21 protein-coding genes are annotated in these 25,543 nt (G+C 35.0%); 11 read left to right on the top strand and 10 right to left on the bottom strand.

Annotated features, from left to right (window positions below; genetic code table 11):
- Positions 1–112 precede the first annotated feature (112 nt).
- Together ACFX5D_RS01935 and ACFX5D_RS01930 are read left to right on the top strand one after the other, a co-directional pair.
- Complete coding sequence (locus ACFX5D_RS01935; RefSeq protein ID WP_379856582.1) at positions 113–433, top strand: nuclear transport factor 2 family protein; 321 nt, start codon at positions 113–115, stop codon at positions 431–433.
- Positions 434–770: 337 nt separating this feature from the next.
- Complete coding sequence (locus tag ACFX5D_RS01930) at positions 771–3,251, top strand: response regulator (RefSeq protein ID WP_379856581.1); 2,481 nt, start codon at positions 771–773, stop codon at positions 3,249–3,251.
- A 255-nt stretch (positions 3,252–3,506) separates the two neighbouring features.
- Here ACFX5D_RS01930 and ACFX5D_RS01925 read toward each other — a convergent pair whose 3' ends face one another.
- Positions 3,507–5,069 (bottom strand): NAD(P)/FAD-dependent oxidoreductase, encoded by a 1,563-nt coding sequence (locus tag ACFX5D_RS01925; protein ID WP_379856580.1) that lies wholly within the window; start codon positions 5,067–5,069, stop codon positions 3,507–3,509.
- Positions 5,070–5,279: 210 nt separating this feature from the next.
- Here ACFX5D_RS01925 and ACFX5D_RS01920 point away from each other — a divergent pair, with 210 nt between their 5' ends.
- Complete coding sequence (locus tag ACFX5D_RS01920; protein ID WP_379856579.1) at positions 5,280–5,519, top strand: hypothetical protein; 240 nt, start codon at positions 5,280–5,282, stop codon at positions 5,517–5,519.
- Between the two features lie 81 nt (positions 5,520–5,600).
- Here ACFX5D_RS01920 and recQ read toward each other — a convergent pair whose 3' ends face one another.
- Positions 5,601–7,796, bottom strand: coding sequence for a DNA helicase RecQ (gene recQ, locus ACFX5D_RS01915; RefSeq protein ID WP_379856578.1), 2,196 nt, complete (start codon positions 7,794–7,796; stop codon positions 5,601–5,603).
- Between the two features lie 85 nt (positions 7,797–7,881).
- Between recQ and ACFX5D_RS01910 the strand changes: the two genes are divergently transcribed.
- The 6 genes from ACFX5D_RS01910 (at position 7,882) to ACFX5D_RS01885 (ending at position 13,608) form a co-directional block, all read left to right on the top strand.
- A complete protein-coding gene (locus tag ACFX5D_RS01910) occupies positions 7,882–8,847 on the top strand; it encodes a KpsF/GutQ family sugar-phosphate isomerase (RefSeq protein WP_379856577.1) in 966 nt (321 codons plus the stop codon).
- Entirely contained in the window at positions 8,847–9,677 is an 831-nt protein-coding gene (gene tatC / locus ACFX5D_RS01905; protein ID WP_379856576.1) for a twin-arginine translocase subunit TatC, read from the top strand. Before ACFX5D_RS01910 ends, tatC begins: the two co-directional genes overlap by 1 nt.
- Positions 9,670–10,023, top strand: a complete 354-nt coding sequence (locus ACFX5D_RS01900; protein ID WP_379856575.1) for a carboxymuconolactone decarboxylase family protein — start codon at positions 9,670–9,672, stop codon at positions 10,021–10,023. The genes tatC and ACFX5D_RS01900 overlap by 8 nt, the downstream gene beginning before the upstream one ends.
- A gap of 158 nt (positions 10,024–10,181) precedes the next feature.
- Entirely contained in the window at positions 10,182–10,922 is a 741-nt protein-coding gene (gene lptB / locus ACFX5D_RS01895; protein ID WP_073209735.1) for an LPS export ABC transporter ATP-binding protein, read from the top strand.
- A gap of 360 nt (positions 10,923–11,282) precedes the next feature.
- Positions 11,283–12,677, top strand: coding sequence for an exopolysaccharide biosynthesis polyprenyl glycosylphosphotransferase (locus tag ACFX5D_RS01890; protein WP_379856574.1), 1,395 nt, complete (start codon positions 11,283–11,285; stop codon positions 12,675–12,677).
- A gap of 523 nt (positions 12,678–13,200) precedes the next feature.
- A complete protein-coding gene (locus ACFX5D_RS01885; RefSeq protein ID WP_379856573.1) occupies positions 13,201–13,608 on the top strand; it encodes an endonuclease domain-containing protein in 408 nt (135 codons plus the stop codon).
- A gap of 323 nt (positions 13,609–13,931) precedes the next feature.
- Here the strand turns inward: ACFX5D_RS01885 and ACFX5D_RS01880 are convergent, their stop codons facing one another.
- Together ACFX5D_RS01880 and ACFX5D_RS01875 are read right to left on the bottom strand one after the other, a co-directional pair.
- The gene (locus tag ACFX5D_RS01880; protein WP_379856572.1) at positions 13,932–15,071 is read right to left on the bottom strand and encodes a lipoprotein N-acyltransferase Lnb domain-containing protein; all 1,140 of its coding nucleotides are present in this window, start codon (positions 15,069–15,071) and stop codon (positions 13,932–13,934) included.
- 380 nt (positions 15,072–15,451) lie between these two features.
- Positions 15,452–16,522, bottom strand: a complete 1,071-nt coding sequence (locus tag ACFX5D_RS01875) for a putative type IX sorting system protein PorV2 (RefSeq protein ID WP_465254659.1) — start codon at positions 16,520–16,522, stop codon at positions 15,452–15,454.
- Between the two features lie 297 nt (positions 16,523–16,819).
- Here ACFX5D_RS01875 and ACFX5D_RS01870 point away from each other — a divergent pair, with 297 nt between their 5' ends.
- Complete coding sequence (locus ACFX5D_RS01870) at positions 16,820–17,530, top strand: CDP-alcohol phosphatidyltransferase family protein (protein ID WP_379856571.1); 711 nt, start codon at positions 16,820–16,822, stop codon at positions 17,528–17,530.
- Between the two features lie 7 nt (positions 17,531–17,537).
- Positions 17,538–18,401: a glycoside hydrolase family 25 protein gene (locus tag ACFX5D_RS01865; RefSeq protein WP_379856570.1), complete on the top strand. Its 864-nt coding sequence runs from the start codon at positions 17,538–17,540 to the stop codon at positions 18,399–18,401.
- A gap of 289 nt (positions 18,402–18,690) precedes the next feature.
- On the opposite strand, the gene ACFX5D_RS01860 is transcribed toward ACFX5D_RS01865, so the two are convergent.
- Genes ACFX5D_RS01860 through ACFX5D_RS01835 form a run of 6 tightly spaced genes read right to left on the bottom strand, consistent with a single transcriptional unit; the run spans position 18,691 to position 25,540 of the window.
- A complete protein-coding gene (locus tag ACFX5D_RS01860) occupies positions 18,691–20,040 on the bottom strand; it encodes an O-antigen ligase family protein (RefSeq protein ID WP_379856569.1) in 1,350 nt (449 codons plus the stop codon).
- Between the two features lie 13 nt (positions 20,041–20,053).
- A complete protein-coding gene (locus tag ACFX5D_RS01855) occupies positions 20,054–21,181 on the bottom strand; it encodes a glycosyltransferase (RefSeq protein WP_379856568.1) in 1,128 nt (375 codons plus the stop codon).
- Complete coding sequence (locus ACFX5D_RS01850) at positions 21,171–21,887, bottom strand: class I SAM-dependent methyltransferase (protein ID WP_379856567.1); 717 nt, start codon at positions 21,885–21,887, stop codon at positions 21,171–21,173. Before ACFX5D_RS01850 ends, ACFX5D_RS01855 begins: the two co-directional genes overlap by 11 nt.
- 37 nt (positions 21,888–21,924) lie before the next feature.
- The gene (locus ACFX5D_RS01845; protein WP_379856566.1) at positions 21,925–23,043 is read right to left on the bottom strand and encodes a glycosyltransferase; all 1,119 of its coding nucleotides are present in this window, start codon (positions 23,041–23,043) and stop codon (positions 21,925–21,927) included.
- On the bottom strand, positions 23,043–24,044 hold the full coding sequence (locus tag ACFX5D_RS01840; RefSeq protein ID WP_379856565.1) for a glycosyltransferase family 2 protein: 1,002 nt from the start codon (positions 24,042–24,044) through the stop codon (positions 23,043–23,045). The genes ACFX5D_RS01845 and ACFX5D_RS01840 overlap by 1 nt, the downstream gene beginning before the upstream one ends.
- Positions 24,041–25,540, bottom strand: a complete 1,500-nt coding sequence (locus ACFX5D_RS01835) for a glycosyltransferase family 2 protein (RefSeq protein WP_379856564.1) — start codon at positions 25,538–25,540, stop codon at positions 24,041–24,043. The genes ACFX5D_RS01840 and ACFX5D_RS01835 overlap by 4 nt, the downstream gene beginning before the upstream one ends.
- Positions 25,541–25,543 lie beyond the last annotated feature (3 nt).

The following is a 25,543-nucleotide window of genomic DNA, read 5'->3' as shown; positions in this document are numbered from 1 at the left end:
TTTTAAATGTTATTCTTGCTTCAGCTTTTTTCAATGCTGTAACTGCACAAGAAAAAAAGTGGCACCAACAACCACAGAATTATATCAGTAAATTAAACAAATGGACTAGATAATGTTCGAAGCGTTCAATAAAAAAGATTTCAAAAAATTCAAATCTTCATTTACCAAGGATTTAGAATGGTTTCAGGACAATGGCGGATTGCTTTCGTACAACACCGTTTTTACTAACTTTTCGAATATGTTTACAAATGAAAATAAACGAACCCGAAAACTGGTCAATGGAACTCTCGAAGTTCATCCCATAAAAGACTATGTAGCAATTGAAATTGGCGTACACGAATTTCGAAATATGGAGAACGGAAAAGAAGAAATCGGAACGTTTAAATTTCTAATGATTTGGAAGAAACAATACACACAATGGAAAATAGCATAAAAACATTTACACTTAAAAGTCGACAATTATACACTAGAATAAATACAACTGTGCGGGCTTCTGTTTTTTAAAATGCCTGAAATAACATAAGTTGCTACCCGCTATAAAACAGACACCAATTTTAAACAGATATCATTAAATATTGATTATATTTCGCGTTTATTAGTCAATTAATAATTAAAAAAAATGCGAATTTTTTGATTTCAAATTCCTCAACTTTGCATGCTTTTTGAATCAAAGAATCCTCCAAGAAACATTATCGTTTTTTTATGTTTTCATAAGATTTTGGTAATGATAAAAACGATGTTTATAGTACAAAATAAAAAACAGACAATTTATGATTGATGATTATAAAGATTTTTTCAATCTCTCTCCAGCACTATTACTAGTTTTAGACACTAATTTTGATCTGGTTGCCGCTACTGATGCTTTCTTGAAAGTCACTATGACGGAAAGAAAAAAAATAATAGGCTTAAATATTTTTGAAGTATTTCCCACCAACCCTGATGACTTGAATGCCGATGGCGAAAAAAACATTCTTGCCTCTTTTAATACTGTGATTAAAAATAAAACAACCAATACTTTACCGATTCAAAAATACGATATTAAAAAACCGCAAGCGGACGGGGGTACGTTTGAAGTTAGATATTGGAAAGTAAGCCACTCTCCCATACTAGACGCTGCTGGTAACGTGAAATATATAATTCAGAATGGGGAAGATATTACAAAAAACCAATTACTTATTTCTAATAATAAGAAATTAAAAAAAAACAATCAACTCCTTAAGGAAACCTACAAATATTCTGAATCGATTATTAATAGTATACAAGAATCCATAATCATACTCAATAAAGACTTCTATGTAAAATCAGCTAATACTTCCTTTTACAAGAAATACCAGCTTTCTAAAGAAGAAATCGAAGGAAAGCATTTGTTTGAATTGCAAGATGGTCAATGGGACATTCCTGAACTACGTGAATTATTAATTGCTACGTTTTCTAACGATATCCTTATTCAAGATTTTGAAGTAAAACGCACATTTCCTCGTATTGGGGAAAAAATAATGGTATTGAATGCAAATCGGGTTATTAAAAAGAAACGTGATAACGAACTAATTCTCTTTACTATTAAAGATATTACCGAGGTCAGAAGATTAGCATTTGAGCTTCATTCAAAAGAAGAAAAGGCAATATCAGAACAGCGAGAAGCAGAAAAAGTAGCGCTGAAGCAGATTGAAGACAGTGAAAAACGCTATAACATGATGCTAATGAAATCTCCTTTTGCCATAGCAATTTTGAAAGGCAAAGACATGGTGATCTCCCTTGCAAATGACAGCATTAAAGAAATATGGGGAAAAGGGGATGATATTGAAGGAAAAAAATTTCTGGAGATATTACCGGAACTCCAGGAATTGCGATACCCTGCATTACTAAAGGAAGTATTAACTACCGGAATACCTTTCTATGGATATGAATTTTTAGCGCCACTTTTCCGTAATGGTATATTGATGAATGAATATTTCAATTTTGTGTACCAACCATATCACGAAGCTGATGAAACTATTTCTGGAGTTACCATAATAGCATACGATGTAACTACTCATGTAATAGCAAAGAATGAATTGATTGAAGCCAAAATAAAGGCAGACCAAAAAACACTAATTGCGGAAGAAGCTGTAAAATCAAAACAACAATTTTTATCCAACATGAGTCATGAAATAAGGACTCCAATGAATGCAATTATTGGATTTACCAATGTAGTTTTGAAAACCAACTTAGACAACTCACAAAAAGAATACATTAATGCCATTAAAGAATCAGGAGATGCTTTGATTGTGCTAATAAATGATATTCTGGACATTGCCAAAGTAGATGCAGGAAAGATGACTTTTGAGAAAACAGTATTTAATTTATCAGATTCGATTGCTACAATGCTTCATTTTTTTGAACCAAAAATGAAGGAAAAGAATTTAGAATTACAAAATGAATATGATGCTGCAATTCCTTTTAATTTAATAGGTGATCCTATGCGATTACGTCAGATCATACTAAATCTGATGAGTAATGCCGTAAAATTTACTTCGAAAGGAAAAATAAACATCCGTATAAAACTTTTGGAAGAAGATTCGAAAAAAGCAATTATTGAATTCCTGATTACCGATACTGGTATTGGAATTCCTAAAAATAGATTAACTGATATTTTTAATAATTTCGAGCAGGCTGCAATAGGCACTAGCAGCTCATATGGCGGAACGGGTCTTGGACTTGCCATTGTCAAACAGCTGGTAGAACTTCAAGGAGGAAAAATAATTGTAAATAGCGAAGAGGGTAAAGGATCTTCATTTGGTTTTATTTTGACTTTTGATCAAATAAATTCAGCTACGGAAACCGCAGCTGCAAATACATCAGACCTTATTCAACAGGTTCCACTCGAAAAAAACAGCTCAGAAAACATCAAAGTATTAGTTGTCGAAGACATTGCACTGAACCAACTTTTAATAAAAATAATACTATTGGACTTTGGTTATGATGTTACGATTGCCAGTAATGGTCAAATTGCCATTGAAAATCTTCAGAAAAATAAGTATGACCTCATCCTTATGGATTTACAAATGCCTGTAATGAATGGTTTTGAAGCGACCAAATACATTCGCAACAAACTGAATTCTAACATTCCCATTATTGCACTGACAGCAGATGTTACCTCTGTAGATGTAGAAAAATGTATAGCAGCCGGAATGAATGATTATGTATCCAAACCTATAGATGAAAAAATTTTACACGCTAAAATAATTGCCAGCTTAAAAGAATTCAATTAAATAATGCGAAATCAAATATTAATTGATCTATTTCTTTTTACTATTCTTCTACATGGTTAAATTTTATATGATTTAGTAATTCAGGATTCTATTAATTTCACCCAACGGATTAGTTTAGAAAAAAATATCGATAGGTATTATCTGTTTTTGGCAGACAATAAAATAAATAATAATAATAATAATAATTGATAACAGTAAAGCAGCCTGTATCTGGACTGCTTATTTTTAAATTAAATGGATAGTATTGATTAAAAATTATTTCCTAATACTCTCTTTTATCATTAAGGCACATTTCTCGCCATCTATTGCTGCCGAAATAATACCTCCAGCATAACCAGCCCCTTCCCCACAAGGATACAAGCCTTTTATTTGAATGTGTTCATAGGTAAATGGATCTCTGGGAATGCGTACAGGCGAAGATGTTCTACTTTCTGGTGCATGAAGTACAGCTTCGTTAGTTAAATAGCCTCGCATAGATTTTCCAAATTCGGTAAAACCTTCTCGTAATATCTGCGTTAAAAATTCTGGGAAAACTTGCCCCATTTCTACAGAAGTAGTTCCGGGAACATAGGACGTTTTCGGAATATCCGATGAAACTTTATTTTGGGTAAAATCGATCATTCGTTGCGCCGGTACTTTTTGGGTTTCTCCCGCCAAATGCCAGGCGCGTTGCTCAATACTTTTTTGGAATTCCATTCCGGCCAGTGCACCAAATTTCGCAAATGGTTTAAAATCCTCCAATTTTAATTCGATTACAATTCCGGAATTTGCTGTAGCCTGATCCCTTTTTGATGGAGACCAACCATTGGTCACCACCTCACCTGCACTCGTCGCACAAGGTGCGATCACTCCACCTGGACACATGCAAAAGGAATACATACCGCGACCATTCACCTGCTTAACAATTGAATAAGGTGCCGGCGGTAAATGCGCCCCGCGGTAATCACAACTGTATTGAATACTGTCAATTAACGATTGTGGATGTTCCGCTCTTACGCCCAAGGCAAAAGGCTTAGCTTCTATAAAAATTTGTTTTCTGTCCAATAATTCAAATATATCTCGCGCAGAATGTCCCGTGGCCAGGATTATTTTATTAGCAAGAATCGTATCTCCTTTTTGAGTAACGATACCTTGTACCTCATCATTTTTTAATAAAATATCGGTAAGGCGGGTTTCGAACAAAACCTGTCCGCCGCAATCGATGATTTTCTCCCGAATATCTTGGATGATTTGAGGCAATTTATTAGTACCAATATGCGGATGCGCTTCAATCAAAATATCATCTGAAGCTCCAAAAGCCACTAATAATTCCAAAATCCGAGTTACATCACCGCGTTTTTTAGAGCGAGTGTATAATTTTCCGTCAGAATACGTTCCGGCACCACCTTCACCAAAACAATAGTTCGAATCTTCATTTACCAGATGATCAACATTAATAGCTTTCAAATCACGACGACGTCCGCGTACCTCTTTTCCGCGCTCAATAACTATTGGTTTCAAACCCAATTCTATCAATTGCAAGGCAGCAAAAAGTCCAGCTGGTCCTGCACCAACAACAATAACTTCTTGTGCATTAATCACACTTGGATACTCTGGCAGTTCAATTTTATGCTTCTGAAAAGGCTCTCCGTTCAGATAAATCGCCACTTTCAAATTTATTTTTATTGCCTTTTGACGAGCATCAATGGAACGTTTTAAAATAGAAACATGTTGGATTTCTTTGGCAGCAACCTTAATTTGTTTAGCCAAATAATCCTTTAGCAACAATTCGTTTGTAGCAATTTCGGGTGACACTTGTAATAGAAGTTCTTGAGGCATTTTTTAGATTGTTCGATTTCTAGATTATTTGATGTTTTGAAACACTCAAAAAATAATCCGATACAAAAGTAGTATTTTGTCATGAATTCTAAAGGTGCAATAGAAAATGCATTTTCAAATTTTCAAAGTAGCCCATTTTCAAATTAGACTTTGTAACTTTGTTGCTGTCAATCTCTGATCACTGAAAACTAAAAACGGAACACTGAACAAATGACTAGAAAAATAAAATTAATATGGGATTTCCGTGGACCCACTTCTGCAAAAACGGCGGAGCACCACGAAATTCATTTGAAGGAATACATTGCTATTGAAAAATTACCCTTGAAAATTACGGGTTTTGAAATTCAAGGTGAAATGCAAGCTATTGCTTTCATGGTAGTGACTGATGAAAATATGATTCAGGTTCGCGATGCTTTGAAACCACATCGTGGAGAGTTGTATACAATCTAAAGTCATAAAGGCGAAAGTCTAAATATCCGAAAAAGTACCAAAACGGTAAAACTTTTGACTTTAAGACTTTCGACTTTATGACTAGTTTGCCACCTCGCTGATAAATTTTATTCGCATCAGACGCAATTCGTCAAGATCATAGTCGCCTTCAAATTCTTTGAGTGCTTCTTCGATATTATCGGAAAGGGATTCCATAAAATAGTCGTGAATTTCTTCCTGTTGGTCATCGTCCAACATATCATCAATCCAATATTTTATATTCAACTTGGTTCCGGAATATACAATTTGCTCCATTTCTTTAATCAAATCGTCCATCTTCAGTCCTTTTGCGGAAGCGATATCATCAAGCGATAATTTTCGGTCTATATTTTGAATAATATATAGTTTGTTGACAGAATTGACTCCAGTAGATTTAACCACCAAATCATCCGGTCTTATAATATCATTATCTTCGACGTAACGGCTTATTAATTCTAAGAATTCCTTACCGTATTTTTTTGCTTTTCCTTCTCCAACACCATGAATATTGATTAATTCGTCTAGAGAAATTGGATATTTCAAAGCCATATCCTCAAGTGACGGGTCTTGGAAAACGACAAAAGGAGGAACTCCGAGTTTCTTAGCTACTTTTTTACGTAAGTCTCGCAACATACCCATCAATACTTCATCAGCAACTCCCGTAGATTTTGCTGCAGTCACAATGGCTTCGTCTTCGGTTTCATTGTATTCATGATCTTCAGACATCATGAAGGATTCGCGGTTTTTAATAAAATTCAATCCTTTATCAGTGATTTTTACGATTCCGTACGTTTCAATGTCTTTAGATAAATATCCAGCCACAAGAACTTGTCTCAGCAAGGCCATCCAGTATTTCTCGTCATGGTCTGAACCGCATCCAAAAAAAGATTGTGTATCGGTTCTATGTGCTTTTATAACGGCATTGACACGACCAATCAATGTAAACACCACTTCTTTCGATTTATACAAATGTTTCGTATTCCGAACTACTTCCAATAGCTGAACCACTTGATCTATGGCTTCTACTTTTGTTTTTGGGTTTCTGGTATTGTCATCCATATCAGCCCCTTCCCCATTTACATCGTCAAATTCTTCGCCAAAGTAATGAAGTAGAAATCGTCTCCTAGACATAGAAGTTTCAGCATAAGCCACCACTTCCTGCAGTAAAGCGAATCCTATTTCTTGTTCAGCAACGGGTTTACCCGACATGAATTTTTCTAATTTCTCTACGTCTTTATACGAATAATAAGCCAGACAATGACCCTCTCCTCCATCGCGACCGGCGCGACCGGTTTCCTGATAATAACTTTCTAATGATTTAGGAATATCGTGATGAATAACAAAACGAACATCTGGTTTGTCAATTCCCATTCCAAAAGCTATTGTTGCTACCACCACATCAACATCCTCCATAAGAAACATGTCTTGATGCCTGGCGCGGGTTTTAGCATCTAATCCGGCATGATAAGGAACAGCACTTATTCCGTTTACCTGTAAAACTTCGGCAATAGCCTCCACTTTTTTACGGCTCAAACAGTAAATAATTCCTGATTTACCTTTATGTTGTTTTATAAAACGAATTATATCCGATTCAATATTTTTCGTTTTCGTACGTACTTCGTAATATAAGTTGGGTCTGTTGAATGATGCTTTAAAAGTAGTTGCATCCGTCATATCTAAATTTTTCAGGATGTCTTCCTGTACTTTAGGCGTAGCGGTTGCGGTCAAGCCAATAATAGGGACGTCTCCTAATTGCTTAATAATATGTTTTAGATTCCGGTACTCCGGTCTGAAATCATGACCCCACTCTGAGATGCAATGCGCTTCATCTATAGCAACAAAAGATATAGTCACAGTTTGAAGAAAAGCGACATACTCTTCCTTGGTTAAGGATTCTGGTGCAACATATAGCAATTTTGTCAACCCGGAGGTAATATCTTTCTTAACCTGAGCAATCTCGGTTTTAGTAAGTGAAGAGTTTAAAACATGGGCAACACCATTTTCAGAAGATAAACTCCGAATGGCATCCACTTGATTTTTCATCAAAGCGATTAAAGGGGAGACCACAATAGCAGTCCCTTCTTGAATTAAAGCGGGTAATTGGTAACAGAGTGACTTTCCGCCTCCGGTAGGCATAATCACAAAGGTGTTCTCCTTATTAAGGAGCGTATTTATAACTTGTTCTTGCAGTCCTTTAAATTGGCTAAAGCCAAAATATTTTTTTAATTCTTTGTGTATGTCAATTTCGTTTGAATTCATTCTTGATTATGTGGTATTTTGTATAAATTTGCATCACATAAAGATACAAATTTCTTTTAAACTTACAAATTTTAAACATTCTGTTTTGATAACTAAAGAAAATATCTTGGCAAGTGCCAAAAAAACCATTAGATCTGAAAGTGAATCTATTGCGAAACTCACTGATTATCTTGATGAAAACTTCAGTAACGCCGCACAAAGCATCTATAATTCCAAAGGAAGATTAGTAGTTACCGGAATAGGAAAAAGTGCTATTATTGCGCAAAAAATGGTCGCTACATTCAATTCTACCGGCACACCATCGCTGTTTCTTCATGCCTCTGAAGCCATTCACGGCGATTTAGGCATGGTGCAGAATGAGGATATTATAATCTGTATTTCAAAAAGTGGCAACAGTCCGGAGATAAAAGTCATAGTACCACTTTTGAAGCGCTTTGGTAACACCTTAATTGCCATCACGGGAAACATGACTTCGTTTCTGGCTAAAGGATCAGACTTCGTTTTAAACACGACCGTGGATGAGGAAGCTTGTCCAAACAACTTGGCACCAACAAATAGCACCACCGCACAATTAGTCATGGGTGATGCCTTGGCGGTTTGCCTGATGGAAATACGCGATTTCAAACCAGAAGACTTTGCGATATACCATCCGGGTGGCGCTTTAGGTAAAAAATTATTACTGCGTGTCAAAGACATGTTGGAACACACTTTGAAACCAATGGTGAGTCCGGAAGCACCTATCAAAAAAGTAATTTTCGAAATTTCAGAAAAACGTCTTGGTGTAACCGCTGTTGTCGAGGATAACAAAGTAATCGGAATTATCACCGATGGAGACATCCGAAGAATGCTGAACGACAGAGATTCTTTTGCGGATTTGACTGCCAAAGATATCATGACCAAAAATCCAAAATTAATTTCATCAACAGCTATGGTTGTCGATGCACTAAACATTCTCGAAGATTTTTCCATAACACAACTGGTTGTTGTGGACAATGGTGAATACAAGGGAGTGCTACACTTACACGACATTTTAAAAGAAGGAATAGTATAATGGCAAAAAATAGTAAAGAGAAAAAAAACTTAAACGAAATGTCTTTTTTGGATCATCTCGAAGAATTAAGGTGGTTACTGGTTCGAAGTACAATGGCTGTAGTAATAATGGCTTTTCTTACGTACTTTATAAGTGATTACCTATTTGACATTATTATATTTGGACCTACACGGCCCACCTTTATAACCTATACTTTTTTTTGTGACCTATCGCATGCTTTAGGTTTTGCAGACAGTATTTGTATCACTGAAATGCCCTTTATCATTCAAAATACGGAAATGGAAGGTCAGGTAAACATGTTTGTCTGGATGTGTCTTTTGGCCGGTTTTATCCTGAGTTTTCCGTATATTTTATTTGAAATATGGAAATTTATAAGTCCTGCATTGTATGAAAAAGAAAGAAAAAACGCTAAAATATTTATATTCATTTCCTCCCTGCTTTTCTTTTTAGGAATCTTATTTGGCTATTACGTAGTAATCCCAATGTCAGTCAATTTCTTGGCTACATTTACGGTAAGTGATATTGTAAAAAATCAATTCACATTGGATTCCTATTTAGGCATGGTAAAAACATCCGTTTTAGCAAGTGGAATATTTTTCGAAATGCCAATAATCATTTACTTCTTAACAAAACTAGGGCTGGTAACACCCACCTTTTTAAGAAAATACTGGAAATATGCCGTAATAATAATACTTATTGTTGCCGCAATCGTTACCCCTCCAGATGTGGTTAGCCAAACAATTGTTGCAATCCCTATGTTATTAATATACGAATTGAGCATCCTAATTTCAAAACTAGTAGTACGTAATCAAAAAAAATCAAATGGCTGATATTATAGAAGAATTCAACGAGTACCGTTCTAAAATGAACGCGAAATTATTGGCAGACAATAATAAAATTGTAAAACGAATTTTCAATTTGGACACCAATGCCTATGCAGCAGGAGCTTTGGACGTAAAAACCAAAGAACTTCTTGGCTTAGTGGCTTCGGCCGTTTTGCGTTGCGACGATTGTGTCAAATACCATTTGGAAACCAGTTTCAAAGAAGGCGTAACCAAAGAAGAAATGATGGAAGCAATGGGAATTGCTACACTTGTAGGGGGAACTATTGTAGTACCGCATTTGCGCAGAGCCTATGAATTTTGGGAAGCACTAGAAGAATCTCCATCAAAATAATATTTTGCCTAAAATAAAAAACGGTTCCTGATCACCTGATAAATAACGTCATTTGGGAAGAAACTGTTGTGAAATAATTGTTAAATGGAACTTTGGTTAGGCGTTTATTCGTTTATTTGTCTAAAAATCTAACCATCTAAAAATCGAAGAATCTGACGATGAAATTAAGAGCCGAAAATCTTGTAAAAACCTATAAAGGACGCAGTGTGGTAAAAGGCATTTCGGTGGAAGTAAACCAAGGAGAAATAGTGGGTCTTTTAGGACCTAATGGTGCCGGAAAAACAACTTCGTTCTACATGATTGTTGGATTGGTAAAACCAAATTCAGGCAACATATTCCTGGACGACTTGAACATTACCGATTACCCGATGTACAAGAGAGCGCAACAGGGAATTGGCTATCTGGCGCAGGAAGCATCTGTTTTTAGAAAACTAAGTATCGAAGATAATATTTTGAGCGTTTTACAATTGACCAAACTTTCAAAAGAAGAACAGGTTGCTAAAATGGAAAGCTTAATTGAAGAATTTAGTTTAGAGCACATCCGAACCAACAGAGGTGATCTACTTTCGGGAGGAGAACGTCGTCGTACTGAAATTGCCCGTTGTCTAGCCACCGACCCAAAATTCATCCTACTCGATGAACCTTTTGCTGGTGTCGACCCAGTTGCGGTAGAAGATATTCAACGCATCGTAGCACAACTAAAGAATAAAAATATCGGTATTCTAATTACCGATCACAACGTACAGGAAACATTGGCGATTACCGATAAAACCTATTTAATGTTTGAAGGTGGAATCCTAAAAGCCGGTATCCCGGAAGAATTGGTAGAAGACGAAATGGTACGTCGTGTTTATCTTGGACAAAATTTCGAATTAAGAAAAAAGAAGTTAGAGTTTTAAAGGAAGTGTCCAGTATTCAGTTCTAAAAAAGTGATTCGTTTTGTTAGTGTTCAGTGATCCGTTTTGTTAATGATCCGTTTTTAGTGATGAGTTGTTTTAGTTTGACGATGGACAAAAAACGATGTTCTTGGTCAAATGAGAATTTTATACTTCTTTTTGCTGCCTTTAGGGTTAGGGGTAAAACAAAAATGAAATTCCCCTATTTTCGTTATCGATTCTTTTTTCGCTATAGCATTCCTAATTCTCCTCCATCAAATAAATTAGTTTGTTAAAAAAATAATTTTGTTAAAATTTTTAATATTTGATAGAATGATATGAGCTCAAAATGGCTAAATTGCACTTCTAATCAGAAACAGAAACATGTTAGCAGTAGGTAAAATGCATTTTGAAATATCAGAAAGGAAGATGATTCTTCGTCTTTTTGATATTTTATTTATTTTGATGACTTTGTTTCTCGTAGGGCACTTTTTTGATTTTGATTATTTTACGATCATAATGGCAAATTTTTACTGGACTCTAGTTTTGGTACTTTATCTCAGTCTTTTCGGTACGATATTCGAAATGTATAATCTTCAGGTAGCCAGCAATCATTTTCAAGTGTCAAGAAGTGCTATCCTCACGGCCACTACTACGGTTTCCATTTATTTATTGACTCCTTTTTTCTCTCCTGAATTACCCTCCAAAAGAATACAAATTTTCTTGCTTTATCTGGTTGTCTTTATGTCTTTGTTTTTGTGGCGTATGTTTTATGTAAAATTTTTAGCATCTAACCGCTTTCTTCAAAATGCTCTATTAATATGCGATGAGGAACAGATCGAAGAGTTAATTTTAGGGTTGGAGAACATAGATCCGCATTATAAAATCGTCGCTTTCGTTAGTGCCGATGCTGCCGAAGAAGATGCAACTGTCTATCACTACGTACAACAAATAAAAAGAGAGGCTTTGTTTTCGTTTGTAAAAGAAAATAACATTTCTGAGATTGTCATTGCCTCCCAAAAAACGGAGGGGATCACTCCTGAATTGTACCAGCAACTGCTTCGCTTATTAGAGTCGGGCAGTATCATCAGGGAGTATACCCAAGTGTATGAAAGTAAAACACAGCGCATTCCGGTGCATTATATGTCCAAAGATTTTTACCGCTATTTCCCTTTTAGCAGAAGCAATCACAATAAGCTCTATTTGTTACTAATTCGGTTTTTGGAACTCGGTGTCTCCGTAGCTGGATTATCTGTTGGGTTGGTTTTGTTTCCAATAATAGTAGTAGGGAATGCTTTAGGGAACAGGGGCAAGTTATTTTATACCCAAGAACGGGTGGGCAAAGATGGGGTCGTATTTGAAATTTTAAAATTTCGGACTATGATTTGTAATGCCGAAACTAATGGAGCCGTTTTTACCACAGTCAATGATTCGAGAATAACTCTTTTTGGAAAATTTTTAAGAAAATCCAGAATCGATGAATTTCCCCAATTTATCAATATTCTTAAAGGCGATATGGCCGTTATAGGTCCACGTCCCGAACGTCCTTTTTTTGTAAAGGAAATAGCGGAAGTAATGCCTTTTTATGAAACCAGACATATCATAAAACCGGGTTTAACGGGTTGGGCTCAGGTCAATTATTCTTATGGCGATACGATTGACGACAGTTTAATAAAGCTCCAATACGATCTGTATTATATCAAGCATAGAAGTGTTTTCCTAGACTTGAGTATTGCGTTTAAGACTATTACTACGATGTTGTTTTATAGGGGTCAGTAGTTCTCTTCGATTTTCGTTGTTCGACAGCAAAGCAAATAATTTCATTTTGAATCCTAAAAACAGCATTGATTACGGGACCGTATTCCCCTCTTAAAATCGAAGATTCAACGACTCCCAAATTAAATAATAACTGGAATTATAGGAGTTAGGGGCGTGTCCTTTTCCAAAGCAAACAATTTCGTTTTGAATTAAAAACCGCTAAAGATTAAGAGGTCATACTCCCCTCTATAGAGGGGCTGGGGTGTGTTACTTCGGGTCCCTAAAAACAGTATTGATTCCATGGTCCTATTTCCCTCTTGAAATCGAAGATTCAACGACTCCAAAATTAAATAACAACTGCAGTTATAGTGCTCGGAGTGTTCCTTTGAATCCTAAAAACACCATCGATTCCAGGATCACATTCCCCTCTCGAGAGGGTTAGGGGTGTGTTACTTTCTTCAAAACAAACGATTTCATTTTTAGTTCATAACAATATAATTAAAAACATTATTTTTAACATGTCAAAAACGCTGACAGAGCCACGATGCCTAAAAGAAAAATCATACCCTACACCCCTAAACTCAACGAATTTGCCCGACAACTTCGAAATAATTCGACTGAAACAGAAATTTTTTTGTGGTTAAAATTAAAGGGTAAGCAGATGTACGGTTATGATTTTCATAGACAGAAACCAATTGATAATTTTATTTTAGATTTTTTCTGTTGTGAATTAATGTTAGGGATAGAAGTAGATGGCTGTTCTCATGAATTTTTAGAAGTATATAGTAAAGATTGTATTAAAGAAAAACGAATGAATGAGTTCGGGATTACTATTTTACGATTTAGTGATGAACAGGTCTTGAAGGATATGGAGAATGTTTTAAGGGCTATCGAGTTTTATATTTATGAGTATGAAAAACACACCCCTTACCCCTCTCAAGAGGGGAATTAAGAAGTGGAATTACAGCTATATAACTTAATTTTTTGAAACTGATAATAATTTATAATCACATAGCTTGGAAATATCTTTATCTCAAAATATAAACTACGATATAGGAAACGCTGTGTGTGTTCCTTTGAGTCCTGAAAACACCATTGATTCCATGGTCGTATTCCCCTCTCGAAAGGGGTTAGGGGTATGTCCTTTTTTCAAAGCAAACAATTTCATTATGAATTCAAAACCTCTAAAGATTACGGGATCGTATTCCCCTCTCGAGAGGGGTTAGGGGTGTGTTACTTTTAGTCCTAAAAACAGCTGTAACTTGCGATTTTTGATTAAATGATGATTGGAATGCGTTTAGTATTTTGAATGGCCAGTCTCACTAATAGTACAGTACTTGTAATGACAAGAGGCAATACAATCCATAAATGCGCTTTGTTTATCAGGATCACCATATAAATAGCTAACGATACAAGGTTGAATAAAGCCAGATTGAAAAGTCCTTTAGTGTTCTTACTGTGATAAAAATACAGTAGTAACAACAAGCTTGGATTAAACAGCAATATATTATAATTGTATGCCAGTTCTTTATGAAATGAATAAAAGCCTGCAAAGGCGAAGAACAGGCCCAATAAAGCCATGATGGTTAGATAAAAAGCGGCAACAGGATTCTTGTTTATTGCGATAATGAATCCAAGGAATAAAATATAAGTATAAACATTATTCCACCATGATCCCATAACTTCTGCGGGAAACTCCAATATCATTTTGTTTTCCCCAGCCAACGGGTGGTTCTTATAGAAAACCTTTTTTAGACTTTTTTGTAATTCAAATGGCAGAAAAATTTGTGTCCCCAGCTGATCTACTTTTTTTCCGAAAATGATGCTGGTGCCTAATTTTTCATAAAAATGATTGTCAAAATAAGGAAAAAGAATCGTTCTGTAGGTGATATCAGTATCTGCTTTTTTTACAATTGCTGTGGTGTCTATTGTTTTATTGATCATATCGACTACCATGGATGTACAGTTTTTATCGATAAATTTATAGGTGTAGTGACTTTCTCCCGAAGCTAAAGAGGTATTTAAATTATCAAATAATTTTTGTTTTAGCGGGTAAGGAATATTTAATTCTTGTTCGTAAACGGATCTTTTTTCGTACTGATATTCATTAATGAAATCAGCGTAAGCATGAGCGACTGCAAAATATTGTAAATCTCCTTTTATGAATTTCAAAACAAAATTAGGAGTGTTAAAATCAAAAGCACCATAATTGTATACAACATCTATAGTGTTAAAAGCATCGCTGATTCGAATGGCGGTATGTCCAAAAAGCGAATAGGATTCATTTCCCGTCCCACAAGTAATAACGCTGACTTTTGCTTGTTTGGATAAAAGAAGGTTTTGGGCAAAGCTTGCATTTATACTTAAAAATAAGAATAGGAAAAAGGAGATTTTCTTTAAGGAAGATGTATTCATTTAGGATATTATTAAAATATGGAACACGGATTGTACCGATTGAACAAATTTACACGGATTTTTTTGTTCCGCATATAAAAGTTAAAACGAATTTATTATTTGTAACGAATTGCTTTGTGTAAATCCGTATCGTAAATAAAACATAATACAAACTTCGCTGCTTGTTACTTGTTGTTTTACCGCTAATGCGCTAATTACTTTTTTAACACATAGAAACATAGATTTTTCGGATTCAAAGAAAATAAAGACGTTTCACTTTTCATAGGTTGAGTGCTATTTGTAAAATATTTTTACCGCTATTTTTCTAATTACTTTTTGGTTAATATTTTAACTAGCGAATTGGTGGTAGATTTTGTTTTTGTTTTAATCTGAATTGCAGTTTAATTTCTAAAAAGACTCAAATCTACTTTTAACGAAAAAATATTGGAGTATAAAGCGGCGCTTTGATTGCCTAGATCAGTAAGGGCATAATCAACCTGAATGCCTTTGTATTTAAAACCTAATCCGATGTTCGGTTGGAACCCTACTTTTTCTCTATTGTCTAGCTGTTGAATATTTTGAAAATTCCCTACACCCGCGCGTAAGAAAACCAAGTTGGTGTAACCAAATTCAAACCCTAAGGCGGGATCGATACTTACCAAATCATTCGAGATCAAATCATTAGTTTTAGTAAACCGCATGTTTATATTGGCAGCAGCCAAAATACTGTAATCATAATGAATGATAATTTTTTTAGCTATTCCCAGTTGCGCTTTAGGAGCTGTAATTTCCGTACTTTCCGGTAATTCCTGATTTTTGTCGGGAATGGCATTTGCTATTTTTTTATATTCGGCTTCATCAATGTTCCATACATTATAGGTTGTGGTAATATCTCGAAGCATCAATCCAAATTGCCAGTTGTTTTTTTCGAATTGTATTCCGGCATCAAAACCAAATCCCCACGAGTTAGCAAACTTTCCTATAATTCTTCGGATTACCTTGGCGTTTACGCCGTATTGAAATCCAAGGACGGGCAATTTTCGGGCATAGGAAAAAGTAAAACCATAATCGGCTGCAGAAAAGAGACTGATTCTATTGTAGTCAATATTACCTTGGCTGTCAATTAATTCCGTTGTGTTTAAAATATCATCCACACCAAAACGGATTAAAGAAATTCCCCAAGCACTTTGGTCATCAATTGGGCTTCCATAGGCCATATAATCGTATTGGGCAATATTCGCAAAGTAATTAGCATGCATTAACGAAACCTGATTGTCTTCCAGATGGATTAAGCCCGCGGGATTCCAATAGCCTGAATTAACATCATTGGTAGATGCCACCATTGTATTTGACATGCCTAATGCAGCCGCATCAACGCCAATATTCATAAACTCGTTGGAGTACTTTCTAACGGCCTGACTGTAATTAAAAGCACAAACCAGCAGTAATGGAAATAAGAAAGCTTTTTTCAAATGGACTTTTTTTACAAACGGAACGTCTGTTTAATTTTTATCAAAAATATAATTTTTTACTGAGCTTATTTCATTTTACCATTGAATTTACGGTGCCGTTTTAAAAGTCTTAAAATCGTAGGACACCATGGCTAACGAAAATTTGAAATAGCACACAGATGATACGGACAAAATTGATTTCCATCGATCTTTTGAAGATTAGATTATCGAAATAGTAAAAATCTCTAGTAAAAAACGTACTTTTCCTTCACTTATTATGCTAAATTTGCCAACTTTAGATCCCTAAACGGTATACCTATGAATATTAAAAAACACATTCCGAATTTAATCACAATGCTCAACCTTTTTTGTGGCTGTATAGCAATCGTTTTTGTCGCTAAACTGGATTTTGAAATGGCTTTTTATTTTGTTTGTCTTGGGATATTTTTAGATTTTTTCGATGGTTTTTTTGCCAGATTGTTTAAAGTGTCCAGTCCGCTGGGATTGCAATTGGATTCTTTGGCAGATATGGTTACCAGTGGTCTAGTACCGGGTTTTGTTATGTTTTTTTTGCTGTCTAGCAGCCAGCATGAGCTGTCTGCCCATCCTATAATTCCTTATTTGGGATTCATAGTTACGCTGGGTTCTTGTTATCGTTTGGCTAATTTTAATATCGACACGCGACAAACGGATTCTTTTATAGGATTGCCAACACCTGCAAACGCGCTGTTTATTTTAAGCTTGCCTTTGGTTTTGAAATATTCAGATTCCTTATTCACGCTCGAAATTTTGACTAACCAGTTTGTTTTACTTGCCATAACAATATTAAGCGCTTATATCCTGAATGCCGAGATTCCTTTGTTTTCATTGAAGCTTAAAAAATTTAACTTTAAAGACAATGTCCTTCAAATTGTCTTTTTATCTCTTTCTATTTTGTTATTGGTTTTCTTCCAATATTTAGGAATTCCTTTGCTGATTATTCTTTATGTTTTGTTGTCGGTAGTGAATAATAAAAGGGCAATAAAATAGTATTTGAATGAGAAAAAAAGTGGTAAGAAGAAGAGTAACGGTAGTTCGTAAACCAAAAAAGAAAGCGTCTGTTTTTTCAGCTAAACTTCTGCGTTTTTTCCTCTTTTCTTTTTTTGTGGTAGTTGTTGTTGGTACTGCTTATCATTACCGGAATGGACTGGCCTACTATTTCAGTTTCAAATCCGATAAAGCTATAAAAGAAAAAGCCGAAGCCAAACGTATTTCGGACGTTCGTAATTTTCAAGTTTTAGAAAATCATCAGGGGAAAAGTATCGGTTTGGACGTCTCTGAATACCAAGGGAAAATTCAGTGGTCTTATGTCGATACTTTAGAAAAAAAATATCCTTTAGAGTATGTGTTCATTCGGGCAACCGTAGGAAAGGACAGGAAAGACCGTCAGTTTAAACGGAATTGGCTTGGCGCCAAAGAAAATAAAATGATTCGGGGGGCCTATCATTATTACCGTCCCAACGAAAACTCCCTTGAGCAGGCGGAACTTTTCATTAAAACCGTTGCACTCCAGAAAGGAGATTTACCCCCTATTTTAGATATTGAAAAACTGCCTAAAAATCAATCGTTAGACAGCCTGAAAGTCGGCTTGAAACGATGGCTGAAGGCTGTGGAATTACATTATAAAGTAAAACCGATTATTTATACCGGCGAAAAATATTACGATGATTTTTTGAAAGAGGAATTCAGCGATTATCTCTTTTGGATTGCCAATTATAATTTTTATCGAGAAAAAATTGATGCCGATTGGCTGTTTTGGCAATTTACGGAGAAAGCTTCCGTTCCAGGGATAAAAGGGAATGTAGATATCAATATTTACAATGGTGATTTGCAACAGTTGCAGTTTATTACTGTGGAATAGTTTGCAGTGATCAGTATGCACCGTGATGAGTGTTCCGTATAGTTTACTGAAGTAAGCTTTCAGATTAAGAAATGCTAGTCTCTTCCAACTTTATACCATTAACTAATATATCTTAGTCCAATAGTTTTTTTTCATATCGAGCACAATCGAGATGCAATAATGATTCTCGACTGCGCTCGAACTGATAATAGGATTAATTTATGAACAATAACGGCATTAGTCACCTGTCTCGTCCTGATATAACTTGTCCCTAAAAAACTGAACACTAAAAAGACCGAACACTTAACACTTAAACTTCTTCTTTCTTAACCTTCCTCGGACTCCCCAGCTGCACATTCAATAAAGACAACGAATACACGAAGGCCGGTGCCGCCGTTCGCATTGCAGCATGGTTGATGGTCAACAACCAGAACAGCACAAAACACAATAGGAACATATTAAACTTGTTTTCCAGATACAAAACAAGCGGGGTAAAAAACAAAATCAGTAAGGCTATGATACCTAATGTACCATGTTCCGCCAGCATCCGCGTAATCTCGTCATGCGACAAAACAAAAATACCAGTATCTGATTTTCGTAACTCCACCCCTTTTCCTACTCCTACTCCAAAAATAGGATTCTTCAAAAACATATCTATTTCGCTTACTGCGATTTCTTCCCTCCCGGTAAATTTATCCTCTTTGACCCTTCCTTTCGCATCTTGATTAGCATAGCGTTTATCAATAAGACCTCCTGTCTGGAACGAAGTATAGCCCCAGGTTGCCATTAGGGCTAAAGTCACAAATACAATAATATAATTGAGTTTTACTCGGCCTCTATAATTAGATTTAAAATAAAGGAACAACAATAACAAAATAATCATCAGAAAACCAGTGACCATGCCTCCTCTGGAAAAGGTAAGCATCCCTCTATAGCTAATATTTAGAGCGATAATTAGATTGGTTATCAACAAAAATTTGCTTGGTGACTCTAGGATAACCCTCGAAAAAAAAATAAACATACCCAAACCCATAAACGTAGCTACCTGATTGGGGCCGTAGCCTCCAGAGGTTTCAAAATTAGATTGCGTACTGGTAATCACATCCCGTATATTTGGGGTATACAAAGTTAAGTAGACCATACATGAAATAATGGGAAGCCCCATATTAAGCAAGATGTTATTCATCTGATCCAAGGCAATTTTTCTCCTATACGTATACAAGGATGCTATTCCAAGACAAACGGGACCCGAAATATTGAAAGCTATGGTTGTTCTAATATTCGTGTCAAAATCCAATACAAAAGTGGAAATAATCAAACTTGGGACCAACAGTAACAAAAAAATCCAATAGGGTGTGGCACCTTTGGAAAAACCACTAAAATACATTCCAATAAACAGGAAGCTTATCACCCCATATTTTGAAATCTCGTACAAGGGATTTCCTCCTGTCATTCTCAAAAACACTTCACTGCCCACCACATAGGCCGCGACAATGAGGGCTTCGTTATTCCGATTTTGTTTTTTTATAATGTAATAGGCTCCAAATATAAAGATGGAATATCCGTATATTTTAGTGCTAAAAGGAAATAAATACCCCATTACACCAATAACGACATGGAAAAGAATTAAGTACAGATAAGTTTGATCCTCTTTTTTCATTTGTAACTATTTTCTAACCAATTATTTTTTTTTTAAAAATGAGTTTATCTAGCGGCTTAAAACCAGTAATCTTACTCACTAAATCAAAATATCGTTCAATAAAAACATCCGCACCATAGTTTTTACCTATATTGTTCTTCAATCCAATTGCCTTTTTATTAGCTAACTCAGTATTAAAAAGAGCCTCTTTAATGGCAAATGCTAACGATTTAGGCGATTTAGGAGGAACAACCCATCCGTATTCTCCATCTCCTAAAACTTCTTTACATTGACCTACATCGGTACAAACAACAGGCAAACCAGCCAAGCCATATTCTAAAAGCGCCACTGGCAATCCTTCGCTAACAGAACTTAAAACCCCTACATCAGCTTTACTTAGAAGTTCAGAAATATTTATAATAGAGCCCAAAAAAAACACTTCTTCACTAAGGTTTAAAGTAGTTACCTTTTTTTTAACTTTTTCGACCCAATTTTTATCTTCTAAAGAGCCGGCTAAAAATAATTTGAAATTAATTTTTTCGGTTTTTAGTATAGCACAAGCCTCGACTAAATTTAAATGATCTTTCTGGTTTCTAATATTTGCTAAGCATAATAGTATTGGAATATCGTTTTGTATCCTTTGCTTTACCTGAACCAGTGGGAAGTTAGGGATGTAAATAATCTGTGATTGCTTAACTTTTAAATTTCGAATATTCCAATCTCTTATTTTATCATTCACACAGACAACACCATCTAATAAGAAAGAAAAAAACTGAATTACTTTTCGGTCGGAATCTTTCAATAAATCGCTAAATCCCCAGTGATCATGCCAGATCAAAATAATTCTTGGATATAGTAACTTTAAAATAAATGCCCAATAGATGGAAGTTTGATGCACATGAATTATTGAAGGCTTGATTACTTTAATTAATTTGAATAGCCTATAAAAGGCAAAAAAATCTAGAGTATTTTTTTTGTCTAAGAATAACACATTACTTTTTTCAGTAATAAAATTATAAATAGGACCTACTTTTCTTGAAACGACGAGATAATTTTCAATCGCATTTGCAGTCAGAGTGTTATAAATATTAGCACTCATCCGCTCGGTACCGCCAATCTCAAGTGAATCTACAATTTGAAGTATTTTAAAATTATTTCCCATGTTTAAAATCAATTCCTTCTGCTATAATTATTAAGCTGATTCCGAAAATTCTGGAATACAGGTACGGATTAGATTTTAATAAGATGTATTTAAAAGGATATGCTATTTTTTGTAAGATGGTCAAATTATTTGACGGTGCATTAATCGATTCAACAGAATATTGATAATCCACAATTTTCAATCCAGAAAAGGTGATTAGATTAATTGCCGAATTAATATTTAAAAAAATTAAATGCCCTGGGTCTACAATTTTTCTTTTTTGCAAATTTCTGACATTGACGGACAAACAATCTTCTAATGGAATGTGCATAACGACATATTTTGCCCTTTTACCAACTTCTGTCAAAAAAGAGATTGGATTAACAACATGTTCAAAAACATCATTTAAGGTTACTAAATCAAATTTTTCATTTGATTTAGTAAAATCTTGCCATAAGAAATCGACATGATCGTCTTCTAATTTTTCGACATGCGGTGCAACATCAAACCCTTTTAAGACTTCAAGCGTTTGAAAATTTAGCTTTAATTCTTTCCCTAATAATTTAATTATTTCTCCTGAACCGCAACCAACATCCGCATAAGAGGAAAGTTGTATGTTGTTTTTTTTTAAATAGCTAAATAATATTTTTTTGATAGCTTCAACCTTATAGATAGCATCTTCACTATGGCGATTAGGATCTTGAAAATAAGTACCTTCTTTATACATTCAAATTAATTTTGTTAAACAAAAAAAGCAATATACACTAATTTGCCATTAAACGATTAATTTTTTGCTCAAACAAATTTAAAGTAAATTGTTGAGACCATTTTTCCGCTGCAGTTGACATTGTCGCATAAATAGTTTCATCGAATATACAGTCCGAAATTTGTTTTGTGTCATTGTCTAAATCCAAAGTAACTAAAACTCCTCTTTTTCCATAATCCAACATAAAAGGCACACAGGAAACAGCCCTAGCCATTGGAACACAACCCCAAAACATGCCTTCTGCAATCGCTTTTGGCCAACCTTCACTGTCCGATGGCAAAATCACAAAATGACTGTTTTGATAAGCTTTTTTAACCGTTTCTTGACTCTGATTCCCTTCTAAAGAAATAATTTTTCCCAACTTATTTTTTAAAATATAAGATTCTAATAATGGACGTTCAATACCTTCACCATATAAACTTAGACGCACATTATTTCCTTTTTTAGCAAATGCCTCTATCAATTGAATAGCATACATCGGATTTTTCCCTTTTACTAAAGCACCGACAAAAATAAAATTAATTCGTTCTAGGATCACTTTTTTAGAAATGGGTAATTTATCTGCTTCGGTATAAGTCGCCGTAAAAAAGGGTTGAATATTTTTGGAACTCCCCTCCCATTCGCCATACACCAAAACCCGCATCTTGCGCGTCAGGAAAGTATTACTTAAAATATATTGTTGCAATTTGTAAGTCCAGGGCTGTATAGACGTGGGATCCCAGTTACCGGCATATTTAGCTGTTTTTATTTTCGTAGGAAATGCGATTTGAATAATGGAACCCACGAGACCAACATTACCGGGACATCGCAAATGAATGTGATTAGCCGCTTGCATAGCCTTAAAAATAGACCAACTAACTTTAGGTATTTTAAAAATAGTGCTTAAAGTCGATTTTACAGTCAGAATATCAAAATTTTCAATAGGGATAAATTCAATGCTATCATGTTCATAAGCACTATCTATAAGTGTTCTTTCCGCATCTGTTTTAGGCGCTACAATAATTATACGATTGGCATATTTCGTCCAAATATTCATTTCTCGCACATATGGACCATACGCAAAATACTTATTTTGCAGTAGGATATGGGGCACATGAGTAATTATAACGAAAGTCATTATTTTTGTATTGTTGGTTTATTGAATAGTAAACTCCACCACCCTACTGTTCGACCTAATGCTTCGGTAAAGGCTTCCTTTTTTTTTGCAGTGGTAACAATATTGCTATAACGTATTAGAGTTAAAAGTAGAGTAATGGAATGCCATTTTAGTTTTGCAGCAAAGAGTGGTTTTGGATTCTTTGTTCGCCATACATACCATCCATTACGCACCACCATTTTACCATATTGATACTGATTGGGTCTTCCGGAAGCATCATGGTAATGATTTAATTTGGCCGAAGTATTCAAATATAACTTTCCTTCTTTGGCAACTCGCAACGTAAAATCCGCATCTTCATACAGACCATAACCTTCAAAATAAGTGGAGAATTTCAAAGCTTCAAATACTTTTTTTTTGAAAGAGGAAACACCTCCCATCAACATTTCAACTTCATATATTTTACCGCTGGGTGGCAAAAAACCAACACTTCGGCCATGCGAAAATAAAGCCGAAAAACCCGGTGGATTGTCACTGTCCAACCCTAACTTTTTTCTAAGTACAAATCGACTACCGTCCTTCCGCTTCCAGCCGTCAAAACAATATTCTTCGATTTTAGGTACATAATCATGGCCCACAAATTCACATTCAGACTCATTGATGATATAACCACCAACTCCCAAAGCTTCGGGATAGATTTGATAGGTTTTTAAGAGTTGTTCAAAATAATCATTTTCTAAAACAGTGTCATCATCCAGAAAACAAACTATTTCCATCCCTTCTCCTACCCGCTCTATTCCATAATTTCGTTGTTTAGTTAGCCCTCGCTGTTCTGCTGGCACCAAAAAATACTTTAGATTTTCAAATTGATTTTCTTTTAGAACAATTCCTGTTTCCTCGTTAGTTGAGCCATCTATGATTAAAATTTCATCAGGAAATACCGTTTGTTCTTGAACCGATTTCAATAACGCAAGTAAGGGATTTGGACGCATATAGGTACAAACAATTAGAGAAAATTTCACGATGTCTTTTTTAATTGATTAGCCCAAAATATACTTTGATTCCATTGTTTTTGAAACATTTTAAAATAACGGTATGGGTTTTTAATATTCTGATGTTTATAAAACTTGAAAAACAAAGTAGTTTTATACCCCTTAAGCTGTTCTTTAGTATTATGCGAAATAATATATAACATAATGGTTGGTGATGGTTTGGGTTGGATACGGTCATTTTGCCACTGTAACTCTGGTTTTGTCCGAAAACCTCCAATTGGGGCTTTCAAATGTAATATTTCAGGCTCGGGAAAATACAAGACATCACAACCTTGATTCCGCAACTGCATTCCAAAATCAGAATCTTCTCCATAACCAAATTCCAATGCTTTATTGAATCTAATTTCATCTAAAAGATTTCTCTTAACAAAACTATTGCCAGCACCAAAAGTAGGCCATTGTATTACTTTATCATATTTCTTGGATTCGTTTTTCTGAGGATAAGACGTCGTTACTGCTTCATTACCATATTGTTTAATTTTTTGAAGAACATCCTGAATTAAATTAGGTTCAAAACGATTATCATCATCAGCCAAAAAGACCCATTCACTCTCTGTATTATTCAACGCCACATTCCTTGCATTACAAACCCCCGCTTGATGAATGAAAATATGCTTGATTACAAAAGGCCAATTTTCGTCACGGATATAATCCAATTCTGTTTTACTTCCTTCTAGAGGATTTTGCTCGACAATAATAATTTTATTGGGTAGAAATGTTTGTTTAGAAAAATCTTTCAATACATCAAACAAATAATTTTTCCTCCCAATAGTTGGTATAACAACATCAATAGTGGCTTTATCAATCACATTAAGCGATGATTGTACTTTAATATTATCTAGATTTATAGTAGTATTGCATCTGTATTTGTAAAAAAGCGAAAACAAGAAAGGCAAAATTGGAAATTTCCTTTCATATAAACCTATATTTAATAACAACAAAAACATCCATCGTGTCTTATAGTGCTGCTTAACAAATCGAAAAAGAGCATAAATGCTAGCTTTAGGTGGGTTATTAAATTCTCCAGCTTTTAACAGTCTCGGTTCCGAATAGCAAAGCAAGCCTAAAGGCATTCCTATTTTTGCGATCGAATTCAAATAATAATCAAAATTAGAATCACAAACTGTTTTATCCTGTAGTGCATTTAAAACAGAAGCATGAATAACACCTGCAACACTGCTCATTTGCCAGGTGGGATACGATACTTTTTTATTGACATTAATAAATAAGGACTCCTCAACATAGCCTATTCTACTGTCAAAAAAATTATGCGCTGAGGTGGAAAAAGACAGCATCATTTTATCATGGTGAAACAGCGTTTTTATTCGCTCTAAATCCAATCGTCCTTTAACCACTGAATGACACCAAACTATTTTTTTATCTGGAAATTGTTTTGCGATCTCCTGTAAACCACCTGCAATAGTCCCTTGATAATCAAAGTCAATTTTTTGATTATCTAAAGTCATTAA

It is taken from the genome of Flavobacterium fructosi (genome assembly GCF_042787335.1).
Lineage (GTDB): Bacteria > Bacteroidota > Bacteroidia > Flavobacteriales > Flavobacteriaceae > Flavobacterium > Flavobacterium fructosi.
The sequence above is the reverse complement of the archived record's forward strand: the minus strand, read 5'-3'. Positions and strand labels throughout refer to the sequence as shown.

What these genes read in the sequence shown, in the direction of transcription:
- ACFX5D_RS01935 (WP_379856582.1), top strand. Translation starts at nt 113, where the DNA reads ATGTTCGAAGCGTTCAATAAAAAAGATTTCAAAAAATTCAAATCTTCA.
- ACFX5D_RS01930 (WP_379856581.1), top strand. Translation starts at nt 771, where the DNA reads ATGATTGATGATTATAAAGATTTTTTCAATCTCTCTCCAGCACTATTA.
- ACFX5D_RS01925 (WP_379856580.1), bottom strand. Translation starts at nt 5,069, where the DNA reads ATGCCTCAAGAACTTCTATTACAAGTGTCACCCGAAATTGCTACAAAC.
- ACFX5D_RS01920 (WP_379856579.1), top strand. Translation starts at nt 5,280, where the DNA reads ATGACTAGAAAAATAAAATTAATATGGGATTTCCGTGGACCCACTTCT.
- recQ (WP_379856578.1), bottom strand. Translation starts at nt 7,796, where the DNA reads ATGAATTCAAACGAAATTGACATACACAAAGAATTAAAAAAATATTTT.
- tatC (WP_379856576.1), top strand. Translation starts at nt 8,847, where the DNA reads ATGGCAAAAAATAGTAAAGAGAAAAAAAACTTAAACGAAATGTCTTTT.
- ACFX5D_RS01900 (WP_379856575.1), top strand. Translation starts at nt 9,670, where the DNA reads ATGGCTGATATTATAGAAGAATTCAACGAGTACCGTTCTAAAATGAAC.
- lptB (WP_073209735.1), top strand. Translation starts at nt 10,182, where the DNA reads ATGAAATTAAGAGCCGAAAATCTTGTAAAAACCTATAAAGGACGCAGT.
- ACFX5D_RS01890 (WP_379856574.1), top strand. Translation starts at nt 11,283, where the DNA reads ATGTTAGCAGTAGGTAAAATGCATTTTGAAATATCAGAAAGGAAGATG.
- ACFX5D_RS01885 (WP_379856573.1), top strand. Translation starts at nt 13,201, where the DNA reads ATGCCTAAAAGAAAAATCATACCCTACACCCCTAAACTCAACGAATTT.
- ACFX5D_RS01880 (WP_379856572.1), bottom strand. Translation starts at nt 15,071, where the DNA reads ATGAATACATCTTCCTTAAAGAAAATCTCCTTTTTCCTATTCTTATTT.
- ACFX5D_RS01870 (WP_379856571.1), top strand. Translation starts at nt 16,820, where the DNA reads ATGAATATTAAAAAACACATTCCGAATTTAATCACAATGCTCAACCTT.
- ACFX5D_RS01865 (WP_379856570.1), top strand. Translation starts at nt 17,538, where the DNA reads ATGAGAAAAAAAGTGGTAAGAAGAAGAGTAACGGTAGTTCGTAAACCA.
- ACFX5D_RS01860 (WP_379856569.1), bottom strand. Translation starts at nt 20,040, where the DNA reads ATGAAAAAAGAGGATCAAACTTATCTGTACTTAATTCTTTTCCATGTC.
- ACFX5D_RS01855 (WP_379856568.1), bottom strand. Translation starts at nt 21,181, where the DNA reads ATGGGAAATAATTTTAAAATACTTCAAATTGTAGATTCACTTGAGATT.
- ACFX5D_RS01850 (WP_379856567.1), bottom strand. Translation starts at nt 21,887, where the DNA reads ATGTATAAAGAAGGTACTTATTTTCAAGATCCTAATCGCCATAGTGAA.
- ACFX5D_RS01845 (WP_379856566.1), bottom strand. Translation starts at nt 23,043, where the DNA reads ATGACTTTCGTTATAATTACTCATGTGCCCCATATCCTACTGCAAAAT.
- ACFX5D_RS01835 (WP_379856564.1), bottom strand. Translation starts at nt 25,540, where the DNA reads ATGACTTTAGATAATCAAAAAATTGACTTTGATTATCAAGGGACTATT.